This window comes from Streptomyces bungoensis, from assembly GCF_001514215.1.
Classification (GTDB): domain Bacteria; phylum Actinomycetota; class Actinomycetes; order Streptomycetales; family Streptomycetaceae; genus Streptomyces; species Streptomyces bungoensis.
Genome location: NZ_KQ948876.1, coordinates 48,462 through 67,771, shown reverse-complemented (window position 1 = coordinate 67,771; position 19,310 = coordinate 48,462). Strand labels below are relative to the sequence as shown.

At 71.8% G+C, this 19,310-nt stretch carries 18 protein-coding genes; 10 read left to right on the top strand and 8 right to left on the bottom strand.

Annotated elements, in window-relative coordinates; translation table 11 throughout:
* Positions 1-17 precede the first annotated feature (17 nt).
* The 3 genes from AQJ66_RS33830 (at position 18) to AQJ66_RS33820 (ending at position 2,656) form a co-directional block, all read left to right on the top strand.
* A complete protein-coding gene (locus AQJ66_RS33830; protein ID WP_061929804.1) occupies positions 18-659 on the top strand; it encodes a PadR family transcriptional regulator in 642 nt (213 codons plus the stop codon).
* A 116-nt stretch (positions 660-775) separates the two neighbouring features.
* Positions 776-1,537, top strand: coding sequence for a MerR family transcriptional regulator (locus AQJ66_RS33825; protein ID WP_061929801.1), 762 nt, complete (start codon positions 776-778; stop codon positions 1,535-1,537).
* 168 nt (positions 1,538-1,705) lie between these two features.
* Entirely contained in the window at positions 1,706-2,656 is a 951-nt protein-coding gene (locus tag AQJ66_RS33820) for a DedA family protein (RefSeq protein ID WP_061929798.1), read from the top strand.
* 20 nt (positions 2,657-2,676) lie between these two features.
* Here the strand turns inward: AQJ66_RS33820 and AQJ66_RS33815 are convergent, their stop codons facing one another.
* On the bottom strand, positions 2,677-4,332 hold the full coding sequence (locus tag AQJ66_RS33815; RefSeq protein WP_061929795.1) for a threonine/serine exporter family protein: 1,656 nt from the start codon (positions 4,330-4,332) through the stop codon (positions 2,677-2,679).
* Positions 4,333-4,450: 118 nt separating this feature from the next.
* Positions 4,451-4,942 (bottom strand): inorganic diphosphatase, encoded by a 492-nt coding sequence (locus AQJ66_RS33810; protein ID WP_031115900.1) that lies wholly within the window; start codon positions 4,940-4,942, stop codon positions 4,451-4,453.
* Positions 4,943-5,021: 79 nt separating this feature from the next.
* Between AQJ66_RS33810 and dacB the strand changes: the two genes are divergently transcribed.
* The 6 genes from dacB to folE all read left to right on the top strand — a co-directional run bounded on the left by dacB (position 5,022) and on the right by folE (position 12,687).
* Positions 5,022-6,623, top strand: coding sequence for a D-alanyl-D-alanine carboxypeptidase/D-alanyl-D-alanine endopeptidase (dacB, locus tag AQJ66_RS33805; protein WP_061929791.1), 1,602 nt, complete (start codon positions 5,022-5,024; stop codon positions 6,621-6,623).
* Between the two features lie 78 nt (positions 6,624-6,701).
* Positions 6,702-7,835, top strand: a complete 1,134-nt coding sequence (locus AQJ66_RS33800) for a zinc-dependent metalloprotease (protein WP_061929789.1) — start codon at positions 6,702-6,704, stop codon at positions 7,833-7,835.
* Between the two features lie 192 nt (positions 7,836-8,027).
* Positions 8,028-9,086, top strand: a complete 1,059-nt coding sequence (gene tilS, locus AQJ66_RS33795; protein ID WP_061929786.1) for a tRNA lysidine(34) synthetase TilS — start codon at positions 8,028-8,030, stop codon at positions 9,084-9,086.
* A gap of 87 nt (positions 9,087-9,173) precedes the next feature.
* Complete coding sequence (hpt, locus tag AQJ66_RS33790) at positions 9,174-9,734, top strand: hypoxanthine phosphoribosyltransferase (protein ID WP_061929783.1); 561 nt, start codon at positions 9,174-9,176, stop codon at positions 9,732-9,734.
* A 195-nt stretch (positions 9,735-9,929) separates the two neighbouring features.
* Positions 9,930-11,969 (top strand): ATP-dependent zinc metalloprotease FtsH, encoded by a 2,040-nt coding sequence (gene ftsH, locus AQJ66_RS33785; RefSeq protein ID WP_061929781.1) that lies wholly within the window; start codon positions 9,930-9,932, stop codon positions 11,967-11,969.
* Positions 11,970-12,081: 112 nt separating this feature from the next.
* Positions 12,082-12,687 carry a GTP cyclohydrolase I FolE gene (folE, locus tag AQJ66_RS33780; RefSeq protein ID WP_061929778.1) on the top strand — a complete coding sequence of 202 codons (606 nt, stop codon included), beginning with the start codon at positions 12,082-12,084 and terminating at the stop codon, positions 12,685-12,687.
* A gap of 20 nt (positions 12,688-12,707) precedes the next feature.
* On the opposite strand, the gene AQJ66_RS33775 is transcribed toward folE, so the two are convergent.
* From AQJ66_RS33775 to AQJ66_RS33750, 6 genes are all read right to left on the bottom strand, one after another.
* Complete coding sequence (locus AQJ66_RS33775) at positions 12,708-13,196, bottom strand: DUF3180 domain-containing protein (RefSeq protein WP_061929775.1); 489 nt, start codon at positions 13,194-13,196, stop codon at positions 12,708-12,710.
* Between the two features lie 58 nt (positions 13,197-13,254).
* The gene (gene folK / locus AQJ66_RS33770) at positions 13,255-13,866 is read right to left on the bottom strand and encodes a 2-amino-4-hydroxy-6-hydroxymethyldihydropteridine diphosphokinase (protein WP_061929772.1); all 612 of its coding nucleotides are present in this window, start codon (positions 13,864-13,866) and stop codon (positions 13,255-13,257) included.
* Entirely contained in the window at positions 13,863-14,222 is a 360-nt protein-coding gene (gene folB, locus AQJ66_RS33765) for a dihydroneopterin aldolase (RefSeq protein ID WP_061929769.1), read from the bottom strand. Before folB ends, folK begins: the two co-directional genes overlap by 4 nt.
* Positions 14,223-14,471: 249 nt before the next feature.
* On the bottom strand, positions 14,472-15,011 hold the full coding sequence (locus AQJ66_RS33760; RefSeq protein WP_061929766.1) for a nuclear transport factor 2 family protein: 540 nt from the start codon (positions 15,009-15,011) through the stop codon (positions 14,472-14,474).
* The gene (gene folP, locus AQJ66_RS33755; protein ID WP_061929763.1) at positions 15,008-15,910 is read right to left on the bottom strand and encodes a dihydropteroate synthase; all 903 of its coding nucleotides are present in this window, start codon (positions 15,908-15,910) and stop codon (positions 15,008-15,010) included. The genes AQJ66_RS33760 and folP overlap by 4 nt, the downstream gene beginning before the upstream one ends.
* Positions 15,911-16,092: 182 nt before the next feature.
* Positions 16,093-17,907, bottom strand: coding sequence for a phosphatidylglycerol lysyltransferase domain-containing protein (locus AQJ66_RS33750; protein WP_061929760.1), 1,815 nt, complete (start codon positions 17,905-17,907; stop codon positions 16,093-16,095).
* Between the two features lie 227 nt (positions 17,908-18,134).
* Between AQJ66_RS33750 and AQJ66_RS33745 the strand changes: the two genes are divergently transcribed.
* Positions 18,135-19,262 carry an alpha/beta hydrolase gene (locus tag AQJ66_RS33745; RefSeq protein ID WP_061929757.1) on the top strand — a complete coding sequence of 376 codons (1,128 nt, stop codon included), beginning with the start codon at positions 18,135-18,137 and terminating at the stop codon, positions 19,260-19,262.
* Positions 19,263-19,310: the final 48 nt, after the last annotated feature.

Sequence of the window (19,310 nt, the reverse complement as noted above, 5' to 3'; positions counted from 1 at the left end):
GCCCTAACCTGGACGGCATGTCAGCGATCCGTCTCCTCGTGCTGGGCGCGGTCCGCCAGCACGGGCGGGCCCACGGCTACCAGGTCCGGGCCGACCTGGAGTACTGGGGCGCGCACGAGTGGTCCAACGCCAAGCCGGGCTCCATCTACCACGCCCTGAAGCAGATGGCCCGGCAGGGACTGCTGCACGCGCACGAGATCGCGCCGTCCACGGCGGGCGGCCCGCCGCGCACCGAGTACGAGCTCACCGAGCAGGGCACCGCCGAGTACTTCGCCCTGCTCCGCGAGGCCCTGGTCACCTACGACCAGCGCGGCGACATGAAGACGGCAGCCGTCGGCTTCATGGTCGACCTCTCCCGCGCCGAGGCGGTCACCCTGCTCGAGGAGCGGATCCGCCGGATCGAGGCCTGGCGGTCCTCGGTCACCGAGCACTACGTGCCCGAGGAAGGCCCGGAACAGCTCGGCCACATCGGCGAGATCATGAACATGTGGATCCACACCGCAGACTCCGAGGCCGCGTGGACCCACGGCCTCGTCGCCCGCCTGGAGGACGGCGCCTACACCTTCTCCGGCGAGGGCGCCCCGTTCGTCGGCGTCCTCGCCGAGGGCCGGGAGAACCCGTACGCGACGGGGGAGCGGCACCCCGGGGACGCCCGCTGACGCAAGCGCGCGGAAGCGGACGGAAGCCCGCGCGGGCTGTCCGCCCGGATCCGGCTTGCACCTCACGTGGCGTGAGGCGCGAGCGTGGAGGCCGTACCGACGACAAGGAGCGGACAGTGAGCTACTCCGTGGGACAGGTCGCGGGGTTCGCCGGGGTCACGGTGCGCACCCTGCACCACTACGACGAGATCGGCCTGCTCGTGCCCGGCGAGCGCACCCACTCCGGTCACCGGCGTTACGGCGATGCCGACCTCGACCGGCTCCAGCAGATCCTGTTCTACCGGGAGCTCGGCTTTCCGCTCGAGGAGGTCGCGGTCCTGCTCGACGACCCGGACGCGGACCCGCGCGCGCACCTGCGCCGCCAGCACGAGCTGCTGACCGCCCGGATCGAGAAGCTGCAGAAGATGGCCGCGGCCGTGGAGCACGCCATGGAGGCACGCAAGATGGGCATCAACCTCACGCCCGAGGAGCGGTTCGAGGTCTTCGGGGACAAGGATCCCGATCAGTACGCCGAGGAGGCGGAGCAGCGCTGGGGCGGCACCGATGCGTACACCGAGTCGCAGCGCCGGGCCGCCGGCTACACCAAGGAGGACTGGAAGCGCCTGCAGGCCGAGGCCGACGACTGGAGCGAGCGGTACCGCGCCCTCATGGCCGCCGGTGAGCCGCCGGCCGGCGAGGCGGCCATGAACATGGCCGAGGAGCACCGGCAGCACGTGTGCCGGTGGTTCTTCGAGGTCCCGTACGAGATGCACCGGTGCTTCGCGGAGATGTACGTCTCCGACGAGCGCTTCAAGGCCTACTACGACGGCATGCGCCCCGGTCTCGCCGGGCACCTTCGCGGCGCGATCCTCGCCAACGCCGACCGGCACTCCGCGTGACCCCCGGCCCGGGACGCCCGTTCCCGGGCCGCGGCTTTCTCCCGCTCACCCCGCGGTGCATGCTGGAGCCACCGGTGGAACCCGGGGCGGTCACCTCACGTTGATAGCTTTGTGCGGCCCCTCACCGGGACGCCGTAGCCGCCATCACCACCTCAGGAGCCCGGACCCGTGACGACACTCGCCCTCGGCCCGAGCTGGCTGGACCCCAACCACCTGCTGAGCACCTACAGCATCTGGGGTCTGCTGCTCATCGTCTTCGCCGAGTCCGGCCTGCTCATCGGCTTCTTCCTGCCGGGCGACTCGCTGCTGTTCACGTGCGGTCTGCTGATCACGTCCCACCAGATGGACTTCCCGCTGTGGGGCGCGATCGCCCTGATCTGCCTCGCCGCGGTCCTCGGCGACCAGGCGGGCTACATGTTCGGCCGGAAGGTCGGCCCGTCCCTGTTCAACCGCCCGGACTCCCGCCTGTTCAAGCAGGAGAACGTCACCAAGGCGCACGAGTTCTTCGAGAAGTACGGCCCGAAGTCCCTGGTCCTCGCCCGCTTCGTGCCCGTCGTGCGCACGTTCACGCCGATCATCGCCGGCGTCAGCGGCATGCGGTACCGCTCGTTCCTGACCTTCAACGTCATCGGCGGCGTCCTGTGGGGCGCGGGCGTCACCCTGCTCGGCTCCTGGCTCGGCGGGCACGCGGTCGTCAGGAACAACATCGAGGCGATCCTCATCCTGATCGTCCTCGTCTCCGTGATCCCGATCGCGATCGAGTTCCTCCGCGCGCGCGGCAAGAGCAAGAAGGCGGCCGCGCAGCAGACCACGCCGCAGGTCACGCCCGCGGCGCCGCCGGTGATGGACGACGCCACCACCCGGCTGCGCCGCATAGAGCCGGAGCAGCCGTACGGCGCCCAGCAGGAGCAGCAGTACTGGGACCAGGGCGGCGGCTACGACCACCAGTACTACGACCAGCAGCAGTACGGGCAGGAGCAGTACCCACAGCAGCAGTACGGGCAGCAGCACCCGCAGCAGCAGCCCCAGCAGCAGTACGGCCAGCAGCCGCCGCCGCAGCAGTACGGCCAGCAGCAGTACGACCAGGACCAGTACCCGTACGACCACCGCAACCACTGAAGGAGCGGTTGCCGGGCGGCTCAGAACCCGCGCGTCCGCTTGGCCGCGCGCCGCTTCCCGGCGGAGCCGATCCGCAGGAACAGCCGGGAGATCTCCGAACCGAGGTTCACCCCGATGGCGATGGCCATCGCCAGGGAGGCGGCCTTCGCCAGCGACACCAGCCCCTTGTCCACGTTGCTCTGCGCGATGGACAGCAGCCCGAAGTAGGTCGCCGAACCGGGCAGCAGCGGACCGATCGCGGCCGTCGTGTACGGCAGCGCCGAGGCGAACCGGTACCGCGACAGCAGCTGCCCGAACAGCCCCACCAGCCCCGCCGCCACCGCCGTGGAGGCCACCGGCGAGAGTCCCCCGGGGTAGTGCAGCGCGCCGTACACCGACCAGGCCACACCGCCGTTCAGCGTCACCGCCAGCACGGTCGACCGCTCCTGCTGGAGCAGGACAGCGAAGGTGAGCGACAGCAGCATGGAGGCCGCGATCTGGATCAGCGGCCGCTTGGACACGGCCAGGGCCGCGTCCGGGTTCAGCGTGCCGCCGACCTTCACGCCGAAGTACAGGACCATCAGCACGCCGGCGACGATGCCGACGAAGAAGTACATGACCTCCAGCAGGCGCGCGGAGGCGGTGATGTAGAAGCCCGTCAGGCCGTCCTGCACGCCCGCGACCAGCGCCCGCCCGGGCAGCAGCGCGAACAGCCCACCGGTGACGACGGCGGAGGCCTTGACGTCGACGTGGGCCAGCGCGAACGCCACGCCGATCGCCGCCGCCGGCATCGCGGCCACCGTGAACTGGTAGAACTCCGGCAGCCCCCGCCCCGCCAGCAGCCAGGCCAGGCGGTCGCCGAGCATCGCGCCCACCGCGGCCGCGACGAACACGATCAGGTCACCGCCGACCAGCACCGAGGCCGCACCGGCCAGCAGCCCGCTCGCCAGGGTCAGCGCCCAGCCGGGGTAGGGGTGCCGGTTGCGGCGGATCTCCGCCAGCCGCCGGTAGGCCTCCTCCAGGGAGACATGGGTCTCCGGGTCGGTCAGGTCGTCCACCAGCCGGAACACCGCGGCCAGACGGGTGTAGTCGGTGCCGCGCCGGCGGACCGTGCGCGAGGCGGTGACCGGGTCGTCCACCAGGGACGGCTGGTGCGAGATCGACAGCAGGGTGAAGGTGACGTTCGGCTCGCAGCGGTCCAGGCCGTAGGACCGGCACACCGCGAACATCGCGGCCTCCACGTCCTCCGCGCCCTCACCGCCGGCCAGCAGCAGCTCACCGATACGCAGGGTCAGGTCGAGCACGCGCGGGACGGCGGGCCCGGCCTCGTCGGCCCGCTGGACGGGCTCGGGCGCCGGCCGCTCGGCCACCGGCATGCGCAGCATCGTGCGCATCCGGTCCTGCCAGGGCGCGTCCTTCACCAGGCTGACCACCGGCATGCCGGCCGCCGGGGTGAACGCGGGCGGGGCGTCCTTGGCGCTGTAGGTGCGCGGCCGGGTGAACGCCGACCCCTCCGGCTCGGCGCTCGGCGCCTGCGGCGTCTGCAGTCCCTCGGGGACGGCGAACTCGGACGTGGTCTCCGGCTCGGCACCCGCCCGGGCCAGCTCCAGGCCCTGGGGTACGGCGAACTCGGACGTGATCTCGGGGTCGTACCGCGCCTCGTCCGACCGGGGCTTCCGCTCCTCCGCCTCCGTCACCTCACACCGCTTCCTGAACGACACTTCGCGCAAACCACAGTATGCGCATGCGCGCACGGCCGACACGCAAACGGGCCGCACACACGGCGCGTGTGTGCGGCCCGTCACGAACCGGGGGTCAGTGACCGCCCTGCTCCTTGAAGCGCTTGTACGACCGCTCGATCTCCGCCTCGGCGTCCGTACGGCCCACCCAGTTGGCGCCCTCGACGGACTTGCCGGGCTCCAGGTCCTTGTACACCTCGAAGAAGTGCTGGATCTCCAGGCGGTCGAACTCCGACACGTGGTGGATGTCGCGCAGGTGCTCCACGCGCGGGTCCGTCGCCGGGACGCACAGCAGCTTGTCGTCGCCGCCGGCCTCGTCCGTCATCCGGAACATGCCGATCGCGCGGCACTTGATCAGGCAGCCCGGGAAGGTCGGCTCGTCAAGAATGACCAGCGCGTCCAGCGGGTCGCCGTCCTCGCCGAGGGTGTTCTCGACGAAGCCGTAGTCGGTCGGGTAGGCGGTCGAGGTGAAGAGACGACGGTCCAGGCGGATCCGACCGGTCTCGTGGTCCACCTCGTACTTGTTGCGCGAACCCTTCGGGATCTCGATCGTGACGTCGAACTCCACCGGTGGCTCCTCCATGATCAACACATAGTTCTGGTGGTTAAGTGTCCCTCACGCAGGTGTGTGATCGCGAAAGGGGCTGGTGGTCGTGCCAGAGCTCGGGCCTTGGCGAGCCGCGGGACCGCGGGTTGAGCGGCTCGCGAACGCGCTACGACCGCGGGTGACGCGTGCCGTGACGGCCGCGAGGCCGCGGGTCGCGCGGCTGGCCCGTGCCGTACGGTCCCCGCGTTCCCACCTGCGCCGTCCCCGGAACATCAGGACCTGGCAGTACAGCGCGGGCGCCGCCACCGCCGGGCTGGCACTGGCCGCCGGTGTGGTGACCGCCGCCGGGCCCTGGGACGCCAACGGTCAGCGTACGGCCGAGCGGGACCGTGCCGCTGCCCTGGAGCGGCCGGGTGGCACAGATCACGACGGCTCCGGCACCGCCGCGGGACTGCCCCGGCCCGCACCGAGCGCGGCGGCGGTCCTCGCGGGACTGGGGAGCGCCACGGGCACCGTGAGCACCAAGAAGGCCCCGCCCACCGGAAAGGCCCTCGCCGACGTCCTGGAGCCCCTCCTGGGCGTCCCCGCGCTCAGCGGCGGCCACACGGGAGCCGTCGTCGACGTCACCACCGGCAGACGGCTCTACGGCAGCGACGCGGGCAAGCCCCTCACCCCCGCCTCCACCACCAAGATCGCCACCGCCGTCGCGGCCCTGTCCGCGCTCGGCCCCGACCACCGCTTCACCACCCGCGCCGCGCTCGAACCCGACACCGGGGAGCTCGTCCTGGTCGGCGGCGGCGACCCGACCCTCACCGCCCGGAAGAAGGCCGCGGGCTGGGCGAGCCTGCGCACCCTCGCCGCCGACACCGCCGCCGCGCTCACCCGGCGCCACATCGGCAAGGTCACCCTGTCGTACGACACCACCCTCTACTCCGGGCCCGCACTGCACCCCATCGGCGTCAACGACAACCTCGCGCCCGTCAGCGCCCTCATCGCCGACGAGGGCCGCACCGACGACTCCAGCAGCGGCCCGGCGACCCGCGTGAGCGACCCGGCGGCGGACGCGGCCGGCACCTTCGCCGGCTTCCTGAAGGACGCCGGCATCACGACGACGGCCCCCGGCCCGTCCAAGGCCACCACGCGCGCGAAGACCCTCGCCACCGTCTCCTCGCCCCCGCTGTCGGCCGTGGTCGAGCGCATGCTGACCAACAGCGACAACGACATCGCCGAGGCCCTCGCCCGCCAGACCGCGCTGGCGAGCGGCGAGCCGGGGAGCTTCGCGGGCGGCGCCAAGGCCGTCGCCGCCCGCCTCACCAAGCTCGGCCTGCCCCTGTCCGGCGCCTCCTTCCACGACGGCAGCGGCCTCGACCGCGACGACCGGCTCACGGCCAACCTCCTGACCGCCCTCCTGGTCACGGCCGGCGACCCCGCCCGCCCCGGCCTGCGCCCGGTCCTCACCGGCCTCCCCGTCGCCGGCTTCACCGGCACCCTGACCCACCGCTACACCGACGGCGCCGCCGGTGTCGTCCGCGCCAAGACAGGCACCCTGACCGGCGTCAACACCCTCGCCGGCACCGTCGTCGACACCGACGGCCACCTCCTCGCCTTCGCCTTCCTGGCCTCCGGCACGACCGACCCCCAGGCGGCCCAGTCGGCCCTGGACCGGACGGCGACGGCCCTGGCCGGCTGCGGCTGCGGGTAGCCCCGGGCAGGCCCCGCCGCCACCCCGCCCACCCCACACGGCCTGCCCCAAGTGGTGAGGCTCACGTACCGTTGACCCATGACGAGCTTCGGTGGCACCGCATCTCCCGGGATGGTCGACTGGAACCTCGCGGTGGCGACCGCGACACGGCTCGTGCGCCCGGGCCCGGAGGTCAGCCGCGACGAGGCCAGGTCCGTCGTCGCGGAACTGCGCCGGCACGCGAAGGCCTCGGAGGAACACGTCCGGGGCTTCACTCGTCTCGGCACCGAGGAGACCCACGACACCCCCGTCCTCGTCGTCGACCGCCCCGGCTGGGTCCGCGCCAACGTCGCCGGCTTCCGGGAGATCCTCAAGCCCCTCCTGGACAAGATGCAGGACCGGCGCGGCGGCAACCCCGGCAGCGCCGTCCTCGGCGCCGTCGGCGGCAAGGTCACCGGCGTCGAACTCGGCATGCTGCTGTCGTTCCTCGCCTCCCGCGTCCTCGGCCAGTACGAGACCTTCGCCCCCGCCACCCGCGACCTTCCCGCCGGGGAGAACGGCGGCGGCCGGCTGCTCCTCGTCGCCCCCAACATCGTCCACGTCGAGCGCGAACTCGACGTCCAGCCGCACGACTTCCGGCTCTGGGTCTGCCTGCACGAGGAGACCCACCGCACCCAGTTCACCGCCGTGCCCTGGCTCCGCGACCACCTCGAGGGCGAAATCCAGTCGTTCTTGGCCGAGACCGACGTCGACCCGATGACCGTCCTCGAGCGCGTCCGGGACGCCGCGCAGTCCCTCGCCGGCGGCCGCCCCGAGGGCGAGGAGGAGGACGGCGGACGCTCGTTCGTCGAACTGGTGCAGACCCCGGCCCAGCGCGAGATCCTCGGCCGCCTCACCGCCGTGATGTCCCTCCTCGAGGGCCACGCCGACTTCGTCATGGACGGAGTGGGCCCGGACGTCGTGCGGTCCGTCGCCGAGATCCGCGAGAAGTTCCAGCAGCGCCGCGCCAAGGGCGCCTCCCGCCTCGACCTCGCCCTGCGCAAACTGCTGGGTCTGGACGCCAAACTCAGGCAGTACCGCGACGGCGAACGCTTCGTGCGCGCCGTCGTCGAACAGGTCGGCATGGACGGCTTCAACCGCGTCTGGACCTCCCCCAACACCCTGCCCACCAAGGCGGAGATCGCCAAACCGGCGGACTGGGTCACTCGGGTGCACCGCAAGCCCGAGGCGTGAGCGCCGCACGGCGGGTGTGAAACGAATCCGGCCGACGGCAGACGAACGCCCCACCAATCACCCGTCCGAGGGACCGTGAGCGATGGGTAGGCGTGCAATGCTCGGGGAACGGCCCGCTTCTGTCACCATCTACACACTCTGAGTGACCGACTTCGGGCTCACCCCCCGGAAACTTCATGAAGGGAACCGGACATGGGTCCCCATCCTGCGGTCGCGGCGATACGCCTGGCGGTCCGCCGCGTCCTCCACGACATCCTCACCGACCACGGCTGCGCCCTCGACGCCCCCGGGCGCACCCGGCGCGCCCCCGGCCAGGACGCCCCGGCCGAGCGGCCCCCCTCCCCGCTCGTGCTCGTCGCGTGCTCCGGCGGCGCCGACTCCATGGCGCTCGCCTCCGCCCTCGCCTTCGAGGCCCCCCGGCTCGGCATCCGCGCCGGCGGCGTCACCGTCGACCACGGCCTCCAGGCCGGGTCCGACCTGCGCGCCGACGAGGTCGTCCTCCGGCTGCGCGGCCTCGGTCTCGACCCCGCCGAGTCCGTCACGGTGCGCGTCGGCCGCGAAGGCGGACCCGAGGCCGCCGCGCGCGACGCCCGCTACGCCGCCCTCGACGCCGCCGCCGAACGCCACGGCGCCGCCGCGGTCCTGCTCGGCCACACCCGCGACGACCAGGCCGAAACCGTCCTGCTCGGCCTCGCCCGCGGCTCCGGCATCCGCTCCCTGTCCGGCATGGCCGCGGTCTCGGGGGCCGGCGGCCGTTACCGGCGCCCGTTCCTGCACATCGACCGGCAGACCGCCCGCAAGGCCTGCATGGTCCAGTCCCTGCCGGTCTGGGACGACCCGCACAACGCCGACCCGGCCTACACCCGCTCCCGGCTCCGGCACGAGGGCCTGCCCGCCCTCGAGAAGGCCCTCGGCAAAGGCGTCGTGGAAGCCCTCGCCCGCACCGCCCGGCTCTCCCGCGACGACGCCGACGCCCTCGACGCCTGGGCCGGCCAGGCCGAGGCCTCCGTACGCGACGCCGCGGGCCTGCTGGAGTGCGCCAAGCTCTACGCCCTGCCGGCCGCCGTACGCCGCCGCATCCTGCGCCGCGCCGCCATCGAGGCCGGCGCCCCCGCCGGATCCCTCTTCGCCCGGCACATCGAGGAAGTCGACCGGCTGATCACCGGCTGGCGCGGCCAGAAGGCCATCAATCTCCCGGGCAAAGTCGTCGCCCGGCGCCAGGGTGGCAGACTGGTGATTCGGCAAGGCTGAATCGCGACCCCCGGAGAGACCCTCCGGTGGGCCGGGCAGCCGGTGGCCGTAGTACCAGCGGCCGTAAGTGCGGGACGACCGAAAGTGATGCGGGTGGACGCGAAAGACATGGGTGCCGACCTCAAGCAGGTACTCATCACCAAGGAAGAGATCGACGCGAAGCTGGCCGAGCTGGCCGCGAAGATCGACGCGGAATACGCGGACAAGGACCTGCTCATCGTCGGCGTCCTCAAGGGCGCCGTGATGGTCATGGCGGACCTCGCCCGGGCGCTGTCCACCCCCGTCACCATGGACTGGATGGCCGTGTCCTCCTACGGCGCGGGCACCCAGTCCTCCGGTGTCGTCCGCATCCTCAAGGACCTCGACACCGACATCAAGGGCAGGCACGTCCTGATCGTCGAGGACATCATCGACTCCGGCCTGACCCTGTCCTGGCTGATCAACAACCTCGGCTCGCGCGAGCCCGCCTCCCTCAAGGTGTGCACGCTGCTGCGCAAGCCGGACGCCGCCAAGGTCGCCATCGACGTCGAGTGGGTCGGCTTCGACATCCCGAACGAGTTCGTCGTCGGCTACGGCCTCGACTACGCCGAGAAGTACCGCAACCTGCCGTTCGTCGGTACGCTCGCGCCCCACGTCTACGGCGGCTGAGCCCACAGGGCCGGCTCTTCCGAGACGCTCGGGAACCCCAGCGGGTCTCTCCGCGTTGGAGCATGCAGAGACGGGATTGCCGGCCGTCCACGCCGCTCCGTGCGGCTTTGGACCACGATGCTGGGGTACCGTCAGAAGAACTGTCTTATCAAACTCACTATGGCAGGAGGGACGGGGCGGCACCGCTCCGTATGGATGGACGTGAAGCGATACTTCCGTGGGCCGGTCATGTGGATCGTGCTGGCCGTCCTTGCCGTGGTCGTGTTGATGCAGGTCGTCGGCTCGTCCGGCGGCTACAAGACGGTGGACACCGGCCAGGTCGTTGCGGCGATCAACGAGAACAGGGTCCAGTCGGCCAAACTCACCACAGGTGACGAGCAGACCGTCAAGGTCACGCTCAAGGACGGTCAGAAGGTCGACGGCAGCTCGAAGATCCAGGCGAGCTACATCGGCGACCAGGGCGTGGCCATCGCCGGCACGCTGCAGACCAAGTTCCAGGACAAGCAGATTCCCGACGGCTACACCGTGTCGCCGTCCAAGCAGAACCCGTTCGTCGGCGTCCTGCTCTCCCTGCTTCCCTTCGTTCTCATCGTGGTCGTCTTCCTGTTCCTGATGAACCAGATGCAGGGCGGCGGCTCCCGGGTCATGAACTTCGGGAAGTCCAAGGCCAAGCTCATCACCAAGGACACCCCCAAGACCACCTTCACCGACGTCGCCGGCTGCGACGAGGCCGTCGAGGAACTCCACGAGATCAAGGAGTTCCTGCAGGAGCCGGCCAAGTTCCAGGCCGTCGGCGCGAAGATCCCCAAGGGCGTGCTCCTCTACGGCCGTCCCGGCACCGGCAAGACGCTCCTCGCGCGCGCCGTGGCCGGCGAGGCCGGAGTGCCCTTCTACTCGATCTCCGGTTCCGACTTCGTCGAGATGTTCGTCGGCGTCGGCGCCTCCCGCGTCCGCGACCTCTTCGAGCAGGCCAAGGCGAACGCCCCGGCGATCGTCTTCGTCGACGAGATCGACGCGGTCGGCCGCCACCGCGGCGCCGGCCTCGGCGGCGGTCACGACGAGCGCGAGCAGACCCTGAACCAGCTGCTCGTCGAGATGGACGGGTTCGACGTCAAGGGCGGTGTGATCCTCATCGCCGCCACGAACCGCCCCGACATCCTCGACCCGGCCCTCCTGCGCCCCGGCCGCTTCGACCGCCAGATCGCGGTCGACCCGCCGGACCTGCAGGGCCGTCTGGAGATCCTCAAGGTCCACCAGAAGGGCAAGCCCGTCGCCCCGGACGTCGACCTGGCCGCCGTCGCCCGCCGCACCCCCGGCATGACCGGCGCGGACCTGGCGAACGTGCTCAACGAGGCAGCGCTGCTCACCGCCCGCGGTGACCAGAAGCTGATCGACAACAGGGCGCTGGACGAGGCGATCGACCGCGTGGTCGCGGGCCCGCAGAAGCGGACCCGGATCATGTCGGACAAGGAGAAGAAGATCACCGCGTACCACGAGGGCGGACACGCCCTGGTCGCGGCGGCCTCGCCGAACTCCGACCCGGTCCACAAGATCACGATCCTGTCTCGCGGCCGCGCCCTCGGCTACACGATGGTCCTGCCGGACGAGGACAAGTACTCGACCACGCGCAACGAGATGCTCGACCAGCTGGCCTACATGCTGGGCGGCCGCGCGGCCGAGGAGCTGGTCTTCCACGACCCGACCACCGGCGCCGCCAACGACATCGAGAAGGCCACCAACCTGGCCCGCGCGATGGTCACGCAGTACGGCATGACCGAGCGGCTCGGTGCCATCAAGTTCGGCGGCGACAACAGCGAGCCGTTCCTCGGACGTGAGATGGCGCACCAGCGCGACTACTCGGAAGAGGTCGCCGCGCTGGTCGACGAAGAGGTCAAGAAGCTCATCGAGACCGCGCACAACGAGGCCTGGGAGATCCTGGTCGAGAACCGCGACGTGCTCGACCAGCTCGTCCTCCACCTGCTGGAGAAGGAGACCCTCGGCAAGGAGGAGATCGCCGAGATCTTCGCCCCGATCCACAAGCGCCCGCCGCGGCCCGCGTGGACCGGCTCCTCCCGCCGCACCCCCTCCACCCGTCCGCCGGTGCTCTCCCCCAAGGAGCTCGCACTGACCAACGGTGCGAACGGCGCGACGGCGGCGATCAGCACGGCCAAGTCCACGGCCACGGAGTCGGCCCCGATCACGGACCCGACCCCGGAGGACCGCCCGGACAGCTGATCACTTTCCGGCCAACAGGCCCGGAATGATTGCCACGCCCCCCAGGTTCTAGCCTGGGGGGCGTGGCATTTCGGTATGCCCGCGAGCAAGACGCACAGGAACGAGGCATCAGATGACCGACCCGGTGACGCTGGACGGCGAGGGCACCATCGGCGAGTTCGACGAGAAGCGCGCCGAGAACGCCGTACGGGAGCTGCTGATCGCGGTCGGTGAGGACCCGGACCGCGAGGGCCTGCGGGAGACGCCGGCGCGGGTGGCGCGGGCGTACCGGGAGATCTTCGCGGGCCTGTGGCAGAAGCCGGAGGACGTCCTGACGACGACGTTCGACCTCGGGCACGACGAGATGGTGCTCGTGAAGGACATCGAGGTGTACTCGACATGTGAGCACCATCTGGTGCCGTTCCGGGGAGTCGCCCACGTCGGATACATCCCGTCCGTGTCGGGCAAGATCACCGGCCTGTCCAAGCTCGCCCGTCTCGTGGACGTCTACGCGCGCCGCCCCCAGGTCCAGGAGCGCATGACGACGCAGATAGCGGACTCCCTGATGAAGATCCTCGAGCCTCGCGGCGTGATCGTGGTCGTGGAGTGCGAGCACATGTGCATGTCGATGCGCGGGATCCGCAAGCCGGGCGCCAAGACCATCACCTCGGCCGTCCGCGGTCAGCTGCGGGACGCGGCGACGCGGAACGAGGCGATGAGCCTCATCATGGCGGGCTGACCCTACGGCGCACCGGTGGGTCAGGCCACCGGCTCGGTCCCCGGGTGGTTCTCGTCGTCGTCCTCGGGGAGGCGGCAGACGCGTTCGAGGAACAGGGCCGCCGCTATCACGGCGATGCCGGCGAGGACCGAGAAGCCGGCGTAGAAGGCCTGGTCGCGGCGGGCCGGGATGTCGAGGAGTTCCAGGAGGAAGACCCCGGTGCCGCCGTACATGCCGGCGACCAGGGCTGCCACCAGGGCGCTGGCCTGGCCGAAGACGACCGCGCGGGCCGCCATCAGGGGGTCGACGCCCTTGGCCCCGGGGCGCCGCTCGCGCTGGGCCTTGAAGCGGGCGCGCAGCGAGAGGGCCGTGGCGAGGAGCACCACGGCGATCAGGGCGAGGACGACGGGGGCGGCCAGGGGGACGCTGGGCAGGGTCCCGATCGAGTTCCAGAGGCGGGCGCCCGCCCAGGAGAGGATCCCGGCCACGACGAACACGCCGGCCAGCACCCTGATGCGCAGCTGTTTCACGGTGTCCCTTCAGCTCCCCCGGGCCGCTCCCGGACCGTGCTCGTGTTGACCTTAACGGCTACTCGGGCAGTCGGAGTTCCAGGTCCCGCCGGGCTTCCACGCCGTCGCGGGTGACGGCCGACAGCAGGTCGGCCACCGTGCCGCGGCCGGGCAGCTGGGCCTGCGGGTCCACGTCGTGCCAGGGGGCGAGCACGAAGGCGCGCTCGTGGGCGCGCGGGTGGGGGAGGGTCAGGCGCGGGTCGTCGGAGGTGACACCGGCGTAGGCGACGATGTCGACGTCCAGGGTGCGCGGACCCCAGCGCTCGTCGCGGACCCGGTTGAAGGCCTCCTCGACGGCGTGCGCGCGCTCGAGCAGGGAGGACGGCGGGAGGGTCGTCTTCAGGACGACCACCGCGTTGAAGTACGACGGCTGGCTGCCCGGCTCGACGCCCCACGGCTCGGTCTCGTACACCGGCGACACGGCCTTCACGCGCACGCCGGGCGTGTCCTCCAGGGCGTCGACGGCTCCCTGGAGGGTCTCCAGCCGGTTGCCGAGGTTGGAGCCGATGGAGATGACGGCGGGCTTGGGGTTGCTGAGCGTCGTGTCGGCGGCGTCGACCTGCTCGACGACGGAGGCGGGGACCGGCTGGACGGTGGGGTCGCTGTGCCCCGGGAGGAACGGTCGGGTCATGCTCGGCTCCGGATGATGGTGACGGTCACGTCGTCGAAGGGGACGGTGATCGGCGCGTCGGGCTTGTGGACGCAGACCTCGACCTCCTGGACCCCGTCGTGCTTCAGGCAGGTCTGGGCGATGCGCTCGGCGAGCGTCTCGATGAGGTTCACCGGCTCGCCCTCGACCACGGCCACGACCTCCTCGGCCACGATGCCGTAGTGGACGGTCTTCGTCAGGTCGTCGTCCGCCGCGGCCGGCCGGGTGTCCAGCCCGAGGACGAGGTCCACGAGGAAGGTCTGGCCCTCCTCGCGCTCCCGGGGGAACACTCCGTGGTGCCCGCGGGCCTTCAGGCCGCGCAGCGCGACACGATCCACGCGAATCACTCCTGCAATCGTCGGGAACGGCCGGTCGGTGCCGCGTGCGGGCGGCACACCGGCCACGGACGAATCTACCTGCGGGCACTGACACGGCCGGGCCACGGCGGCGCGGGTCCGGGCCGGGTTCCGGAGGGTTCACCGGGTGTTTCCCCAGGGAAACCCGGACGCGTCAGGGTTTGGTAGCGGCTCCTACCCCGGGGCTCGTGATTCCAACCACTTGTTGGTCCCCGCGGGGTGCGGGATCGCTCAGGCGAGCGGATTCTCGTCCGGATCCACCCCGTTGATCCCGTCCGGTCCCTCTTCTTCCTCTTCGTCGGTCTCGGCCAGGACGGGTGAGGCGTGGTGCGACCAGAGCTTCCAGCCGAGGGGGGTGCGGCGGAACACGTTGGTGGCGACCACGAGCTGCCCGACCAGGGGACCGAGCTCCTCGCCCTCCTGCGGGGCGGGCCCGCCGCTGAGGATGTTCTCGGTGCAGGTCACGACGGCGGTGTCGCCGGTGACGGAGACGTGCACGTCGGTCAGGAAGAACTGGATGTAGTCGGTGTTCGCCATGATCAGCGCGTACGAGCGCAGAACCTCGCCGCGGCCGGTGAGCACGGGCCAGCCGGGGTGCACGCAGGAGATCACCCCGGTGTCGGCGGGGTCGTGGTACTCCTCGTCGACGCCCAGGTCGGAGGGGGTCAGCCAGAAGGAGGAGAGCTCCTCGAAGTCACCGCGCTCCATCGCCTCGTAGAAGGCCGTGTTGGCGGCCTCCACCTGTTCGACGTCCGTATGGGGGGCGCTCACCGGGCTCCTTCCGCGCCGGGCGCCTGCGCTGAGGCGGCGGTGCGCGCCCCTTCCACGGCGCGTGCGACGCGTACGGCGTCCGCGGTGGCGCGCACCTCGTGGACGCGCACGGCCCATGCGCCGGCGTGCGCGGCGAGCGCGGAGACGGCCGCGGTGGCGGCGTCGCGCTCCCGGGCCGGCGGGGGAGCGCCCTCGGGTCCGGCGAGGACGCGGCCGAGGAACCGCTTGCGGGAGGCGGCGACGAGCAGCGGGTGGCCGAGGGCGTGCAGGCGGTCGAGGTGGGCGAGGAGGGCGAGGTCGTGCTCGGCCTCCTTGGAGAAGCCGAGGCCGGGGTCGACGACGATGCGGTCGGGGGCGATGCCGCCCGCCAGGACGGCCTCCACGCGCGCGCGCAGTTCGTCGACGACTTCGGCGACGACGTCCTCGAAGACGCCCTTGACGTTGCCGCCCTGGAGGTAGCCGCGCCAGTGCATGACGACGAAGGGGGCGCCGGCCGCGGCGACCGCGGGGATCATCGCGGGGTCGGCGAGGCCGCCGCTGACGTCGTTGACGAGGGCGGCGCCCGCCGCGAGGGACTGCTCGGCGACGGAGGCGCGCATGGTGTCGACGGAGACGACGACGCCTTCGGAGGCCAGGCCGCGGACGACCGGGACGACGCGCCTGAGCTCTTCGGCCTCGTCGACGCGGGTGGCGCCGGGGCGGGTGGACTCGCCGCCGACGTCGACCAGGTCCGCGCCCTCGGCGACCAGGTCCAGTCCGCGCTTGACGGCGGCGGTGGTGTCGAACCAGCGGCCCCCGTCGGAGAAGGAATCGGGGGTCACGTTGACGACTCCCATGACCGCGCACCGGTCCCATGCCGGAAGGCCCGCCACCTGGCCGCGCCCGCTGAGGTTGTTCATACGTTCAGCGTAGGCCCAGGGCGGGTCCGCACACGTGCCGCGGCCCGGGCGGAGGCCACCTTGCTGGAGGGGGTGGGGCGTCCGCCCGGGCCTGCCGGGGGTCGGGCCGGGGCCCGAGGGGGTGCCGCCGGGACCCCGCCGGCCCCCGGCGGAGTCGTTCCCGGGGCGGTGCCGGGCAGCCGTCAGGCCGCCCGGACGTCGCGCTCCGCGACCGCGTGCGCGCAGGGCCGCTGCGCGGCCGCCCGGCGCCGGCGCAGGAAGCGCGGCAGCGGCAGGGCGAGGTCGACGAACCCCTCGGCCTGCATGGCGGCGAAGCCGATGCGGGGCAGGTCGGCGGAGGCGCGGTAGACGACGAAGCGGGGTTCCCAGCGCGGCTGGAACTTGGCGTTGAACTTGTACAGCGACTCGATCTGGAACCACCGGGAGAGGAACACCAGCAGCCCCCGCCAGGCGCGCAGCACCGGACCGGCGCCGATCTTCTCCCCGCGCGCGAGGGCGGAGCGGAACATCGCGAAGTTCAGCGAGACGCGTGTGATGCCGAACTTCGGGGCGGCCTGCAGGGCGGCGACGATGAGTAGTTCGTTCATACCGGGGTCGGCGCTGCGGTCGCGGCGCATCAGGTCCAGTGAGACGCCGTCGGTGCCCCAGGGCACGAAGTGCAGGATCGCCTTCAGGTCGCCGTACTCGCCGGGGTGCTCGTCGGTCTTGTGGGCCGTGGCGATCAGGCAGTCGCCGTCGGCGGGGTCGCCGATGCGGCCGAGCGCCATGGAGAAGCCGCGCTCGGTGTCGGTGCCGCGCCAGTCCTCGGCGGCCCGGCGGATGCGCTCCAGCTCGGCCTCGCCGAGGTCACGGATGCGCCGTACCCGGGTTTCGTAGCCGGCCCGCTCGATGCGCTTGACCATCTGGCGCACGTTGCGCATCGCGCGTCCGGCGAGCGAGAAATCCGCCACGTCCACCACCGCCTCGTCGCCCAGTTCCAGGGCGTCGAGGCCGGTCTCGCGGGTCCACACCTCACCGCCGGTCTCCGAGCAGCCCATGACGGCCGGGGTCCAGGAGTGCGCCTTGGCCTCGTCCATGAAGCGCTCGATGGCGCCCGGCCAGGCCTCGACGTCGCCGATCGGGTCGCCGCTGGCGAGCATGACGCCGGAGACGACGCGGTAGGTGACCGCCGCCTTGCCGCTGGGGGAGAAGACGACCGCCTTGTCGCGGCGCAGCGCGAAGTGGCCGAGGGAGTCGCGGCGGCCGTGCTTGTCCAGCAGGGCGCGCAACTGGGCCTCGTCCTCCTCGGTGAGGCGGGCGGCCGGGTGTTCGGGGCGGAAGGCCAGGTAGCTCGTGGTGGCCACGGTGATCCAGCCGAGGGCGCCGAGCGAGAAGGCGACCGTCCAGGAGGTGTTGCCGGCGTAGTCCACGGGGCCCTCGAAGCCGAACAGGCCGTACAGGACGTGGGTGAGCCGGTCGGCCAGACTCGGGTCGCCGATGGTGCGGTCCGGGTGGACGCTGACGATGACCAGGCCGAGCGCGAGGGAACCGGCGCTCATGAGGACGAAGTTGGCGAGTGCCCGCCAGCGGCTGCGCGGGTCGGGCAGGGCCGCGAACTCGTCGCGGTGGCGCAGCAGGGGCACCAGCAGGGCCACCGAGATCAGCATGCCGAGGGGCGAGTGCCGGTAGACGAACTGGGCGGCCGCGCCGGCCGGCAGGAGCGCGACGGCGGCGCGCCACGCCCGGCGCTTGCGCCGTTTGAGCCCGTGCGCGAGCAACAGCAACAGCACTCCGGCGCTGAGCGAGAGCGCCGCGGCGAAGGGCCCGAAGGAGCCGGGCAGCACCTCGGCCATGGCGTGCATCCGGCTGTGGCGGAAGCGCGGGAACACGCCCGCGGCGATGTCCAGTACGCCCACGAGGGCGCACGCCCTGGCGACCAGGGCGGGGACGGCCTCGGGGCGTGGGCCGCGCAACACGCGCCGCGCCCGGCTTGATCGGCTCGGAACCCCGCCCGACATTTCCCCATCTATCCTGACAGACATCGCATCCCGTAGTTCTGCGAGAGACCTTGAACCCGGTGCCGATCGGGGCATCCGGCGACATTGCGCCCTCTAGGACGGTGTCTCGGGGAGAGAGGTTCACTCCCCTCCGGAAAGTCGGGTCAAAGGCCAAGGAAAGCCTCGGGCAAGCCCTCGCAACGGTGTGGGGGCGGCCGGGGGCACGGAGCGCAGGCAGGAAGCAGCCCATGGGTCTCACGAGCAACAAAGTGCTGGCGCTGGCGGTCATGTGCGCGGTGGCGCTGTTCGTCGCCACGGTGTGGCTGTGGCCGCGGCTGGCCCGGCGCAGCTGGCGGGCGGTCACCGGCCGCGTCGGCCTGCTCCTCGCCACCCAGTTCGTCCTCTTCGCCTCCCTGGGGATCGCCGCCAACCAGGCCTTCGGGTTCTACGCCAGCTGGGCGGACCTGTTCGGCCGGGAGACGGACCAGGGCGTGGTCGTCGACCACTCGGCCAACGGCGGCACGGGCGGCCCGCTCCAGGTGGTGTCCACCTCCGAGGTGGTCGGCGCGTCCGGCACCCGGCCGGAGACGGGCGGGGAGGTGCAGAAGGTCGACATCGTGGGCCGTACGACCCACATCGCCGTACCGGCGTTCGTCTACCTGCCGCCGGAGTACTTCCAGCCGCAGTACCGCACGCGGACGTTCCCGGCGGCCGTCGTGCTGACCGGCTACCCCGGTACGGCGCAGGCGCTGGTGGACAAGCTGCACTACCCGCGTACGGCGCAGGAGCTGGCCAAGACCGGGCGGATGCAGCCGATGATCCTGGTGATGCTGCGGCCGACCGTGGCGCCGCCGCGGGACACCGAGTGCGTGGACGTCCCGGGCGGCCCCCAGGCGGAGACGTTCTTCGCGAAGGACCTGCCCGACGCCGTGCTCGCGCACTACCGGGTGGGCAGGCGGCCCGGCAGCTGGGGTGTCGTCGGCGACTCCACGGGCGGCTACTGCGCGCTGAAGTTCGCCATGCACCACCCGCGCGTCTACGCGGCCGCCGCGGGCCTGTCGCCGTACTACAACGCGCTGATCGACCCCACGACCGGCGACCTCTTCCGCGGCGACACGAGCCTGCGGAATCGTGCCGACCTGTGGTGGCTGCTCAAGCACGAGCCGGCTCCGGACACCTCGCTGCTCGTCACCAGCAGCAGGATCGGCGAGCGCAACTACGCGGACACGATGCGGTTCATACAGCGTGTGCAGGCCACCGGCCGGACCCGGATCTCGTCGATCATCCTCGGCAGCGGCGGCCACAACTTCAACACCTGGCGGCGGGAGATCCCGGCGACGCTGCAGTGGCTCAGCGGCCGGCTCAGCGACCGCTGAGCCCGCCGGGGGCCCCTGATTCCCCGTGAAGCCCGCGGTGTGGCCGGG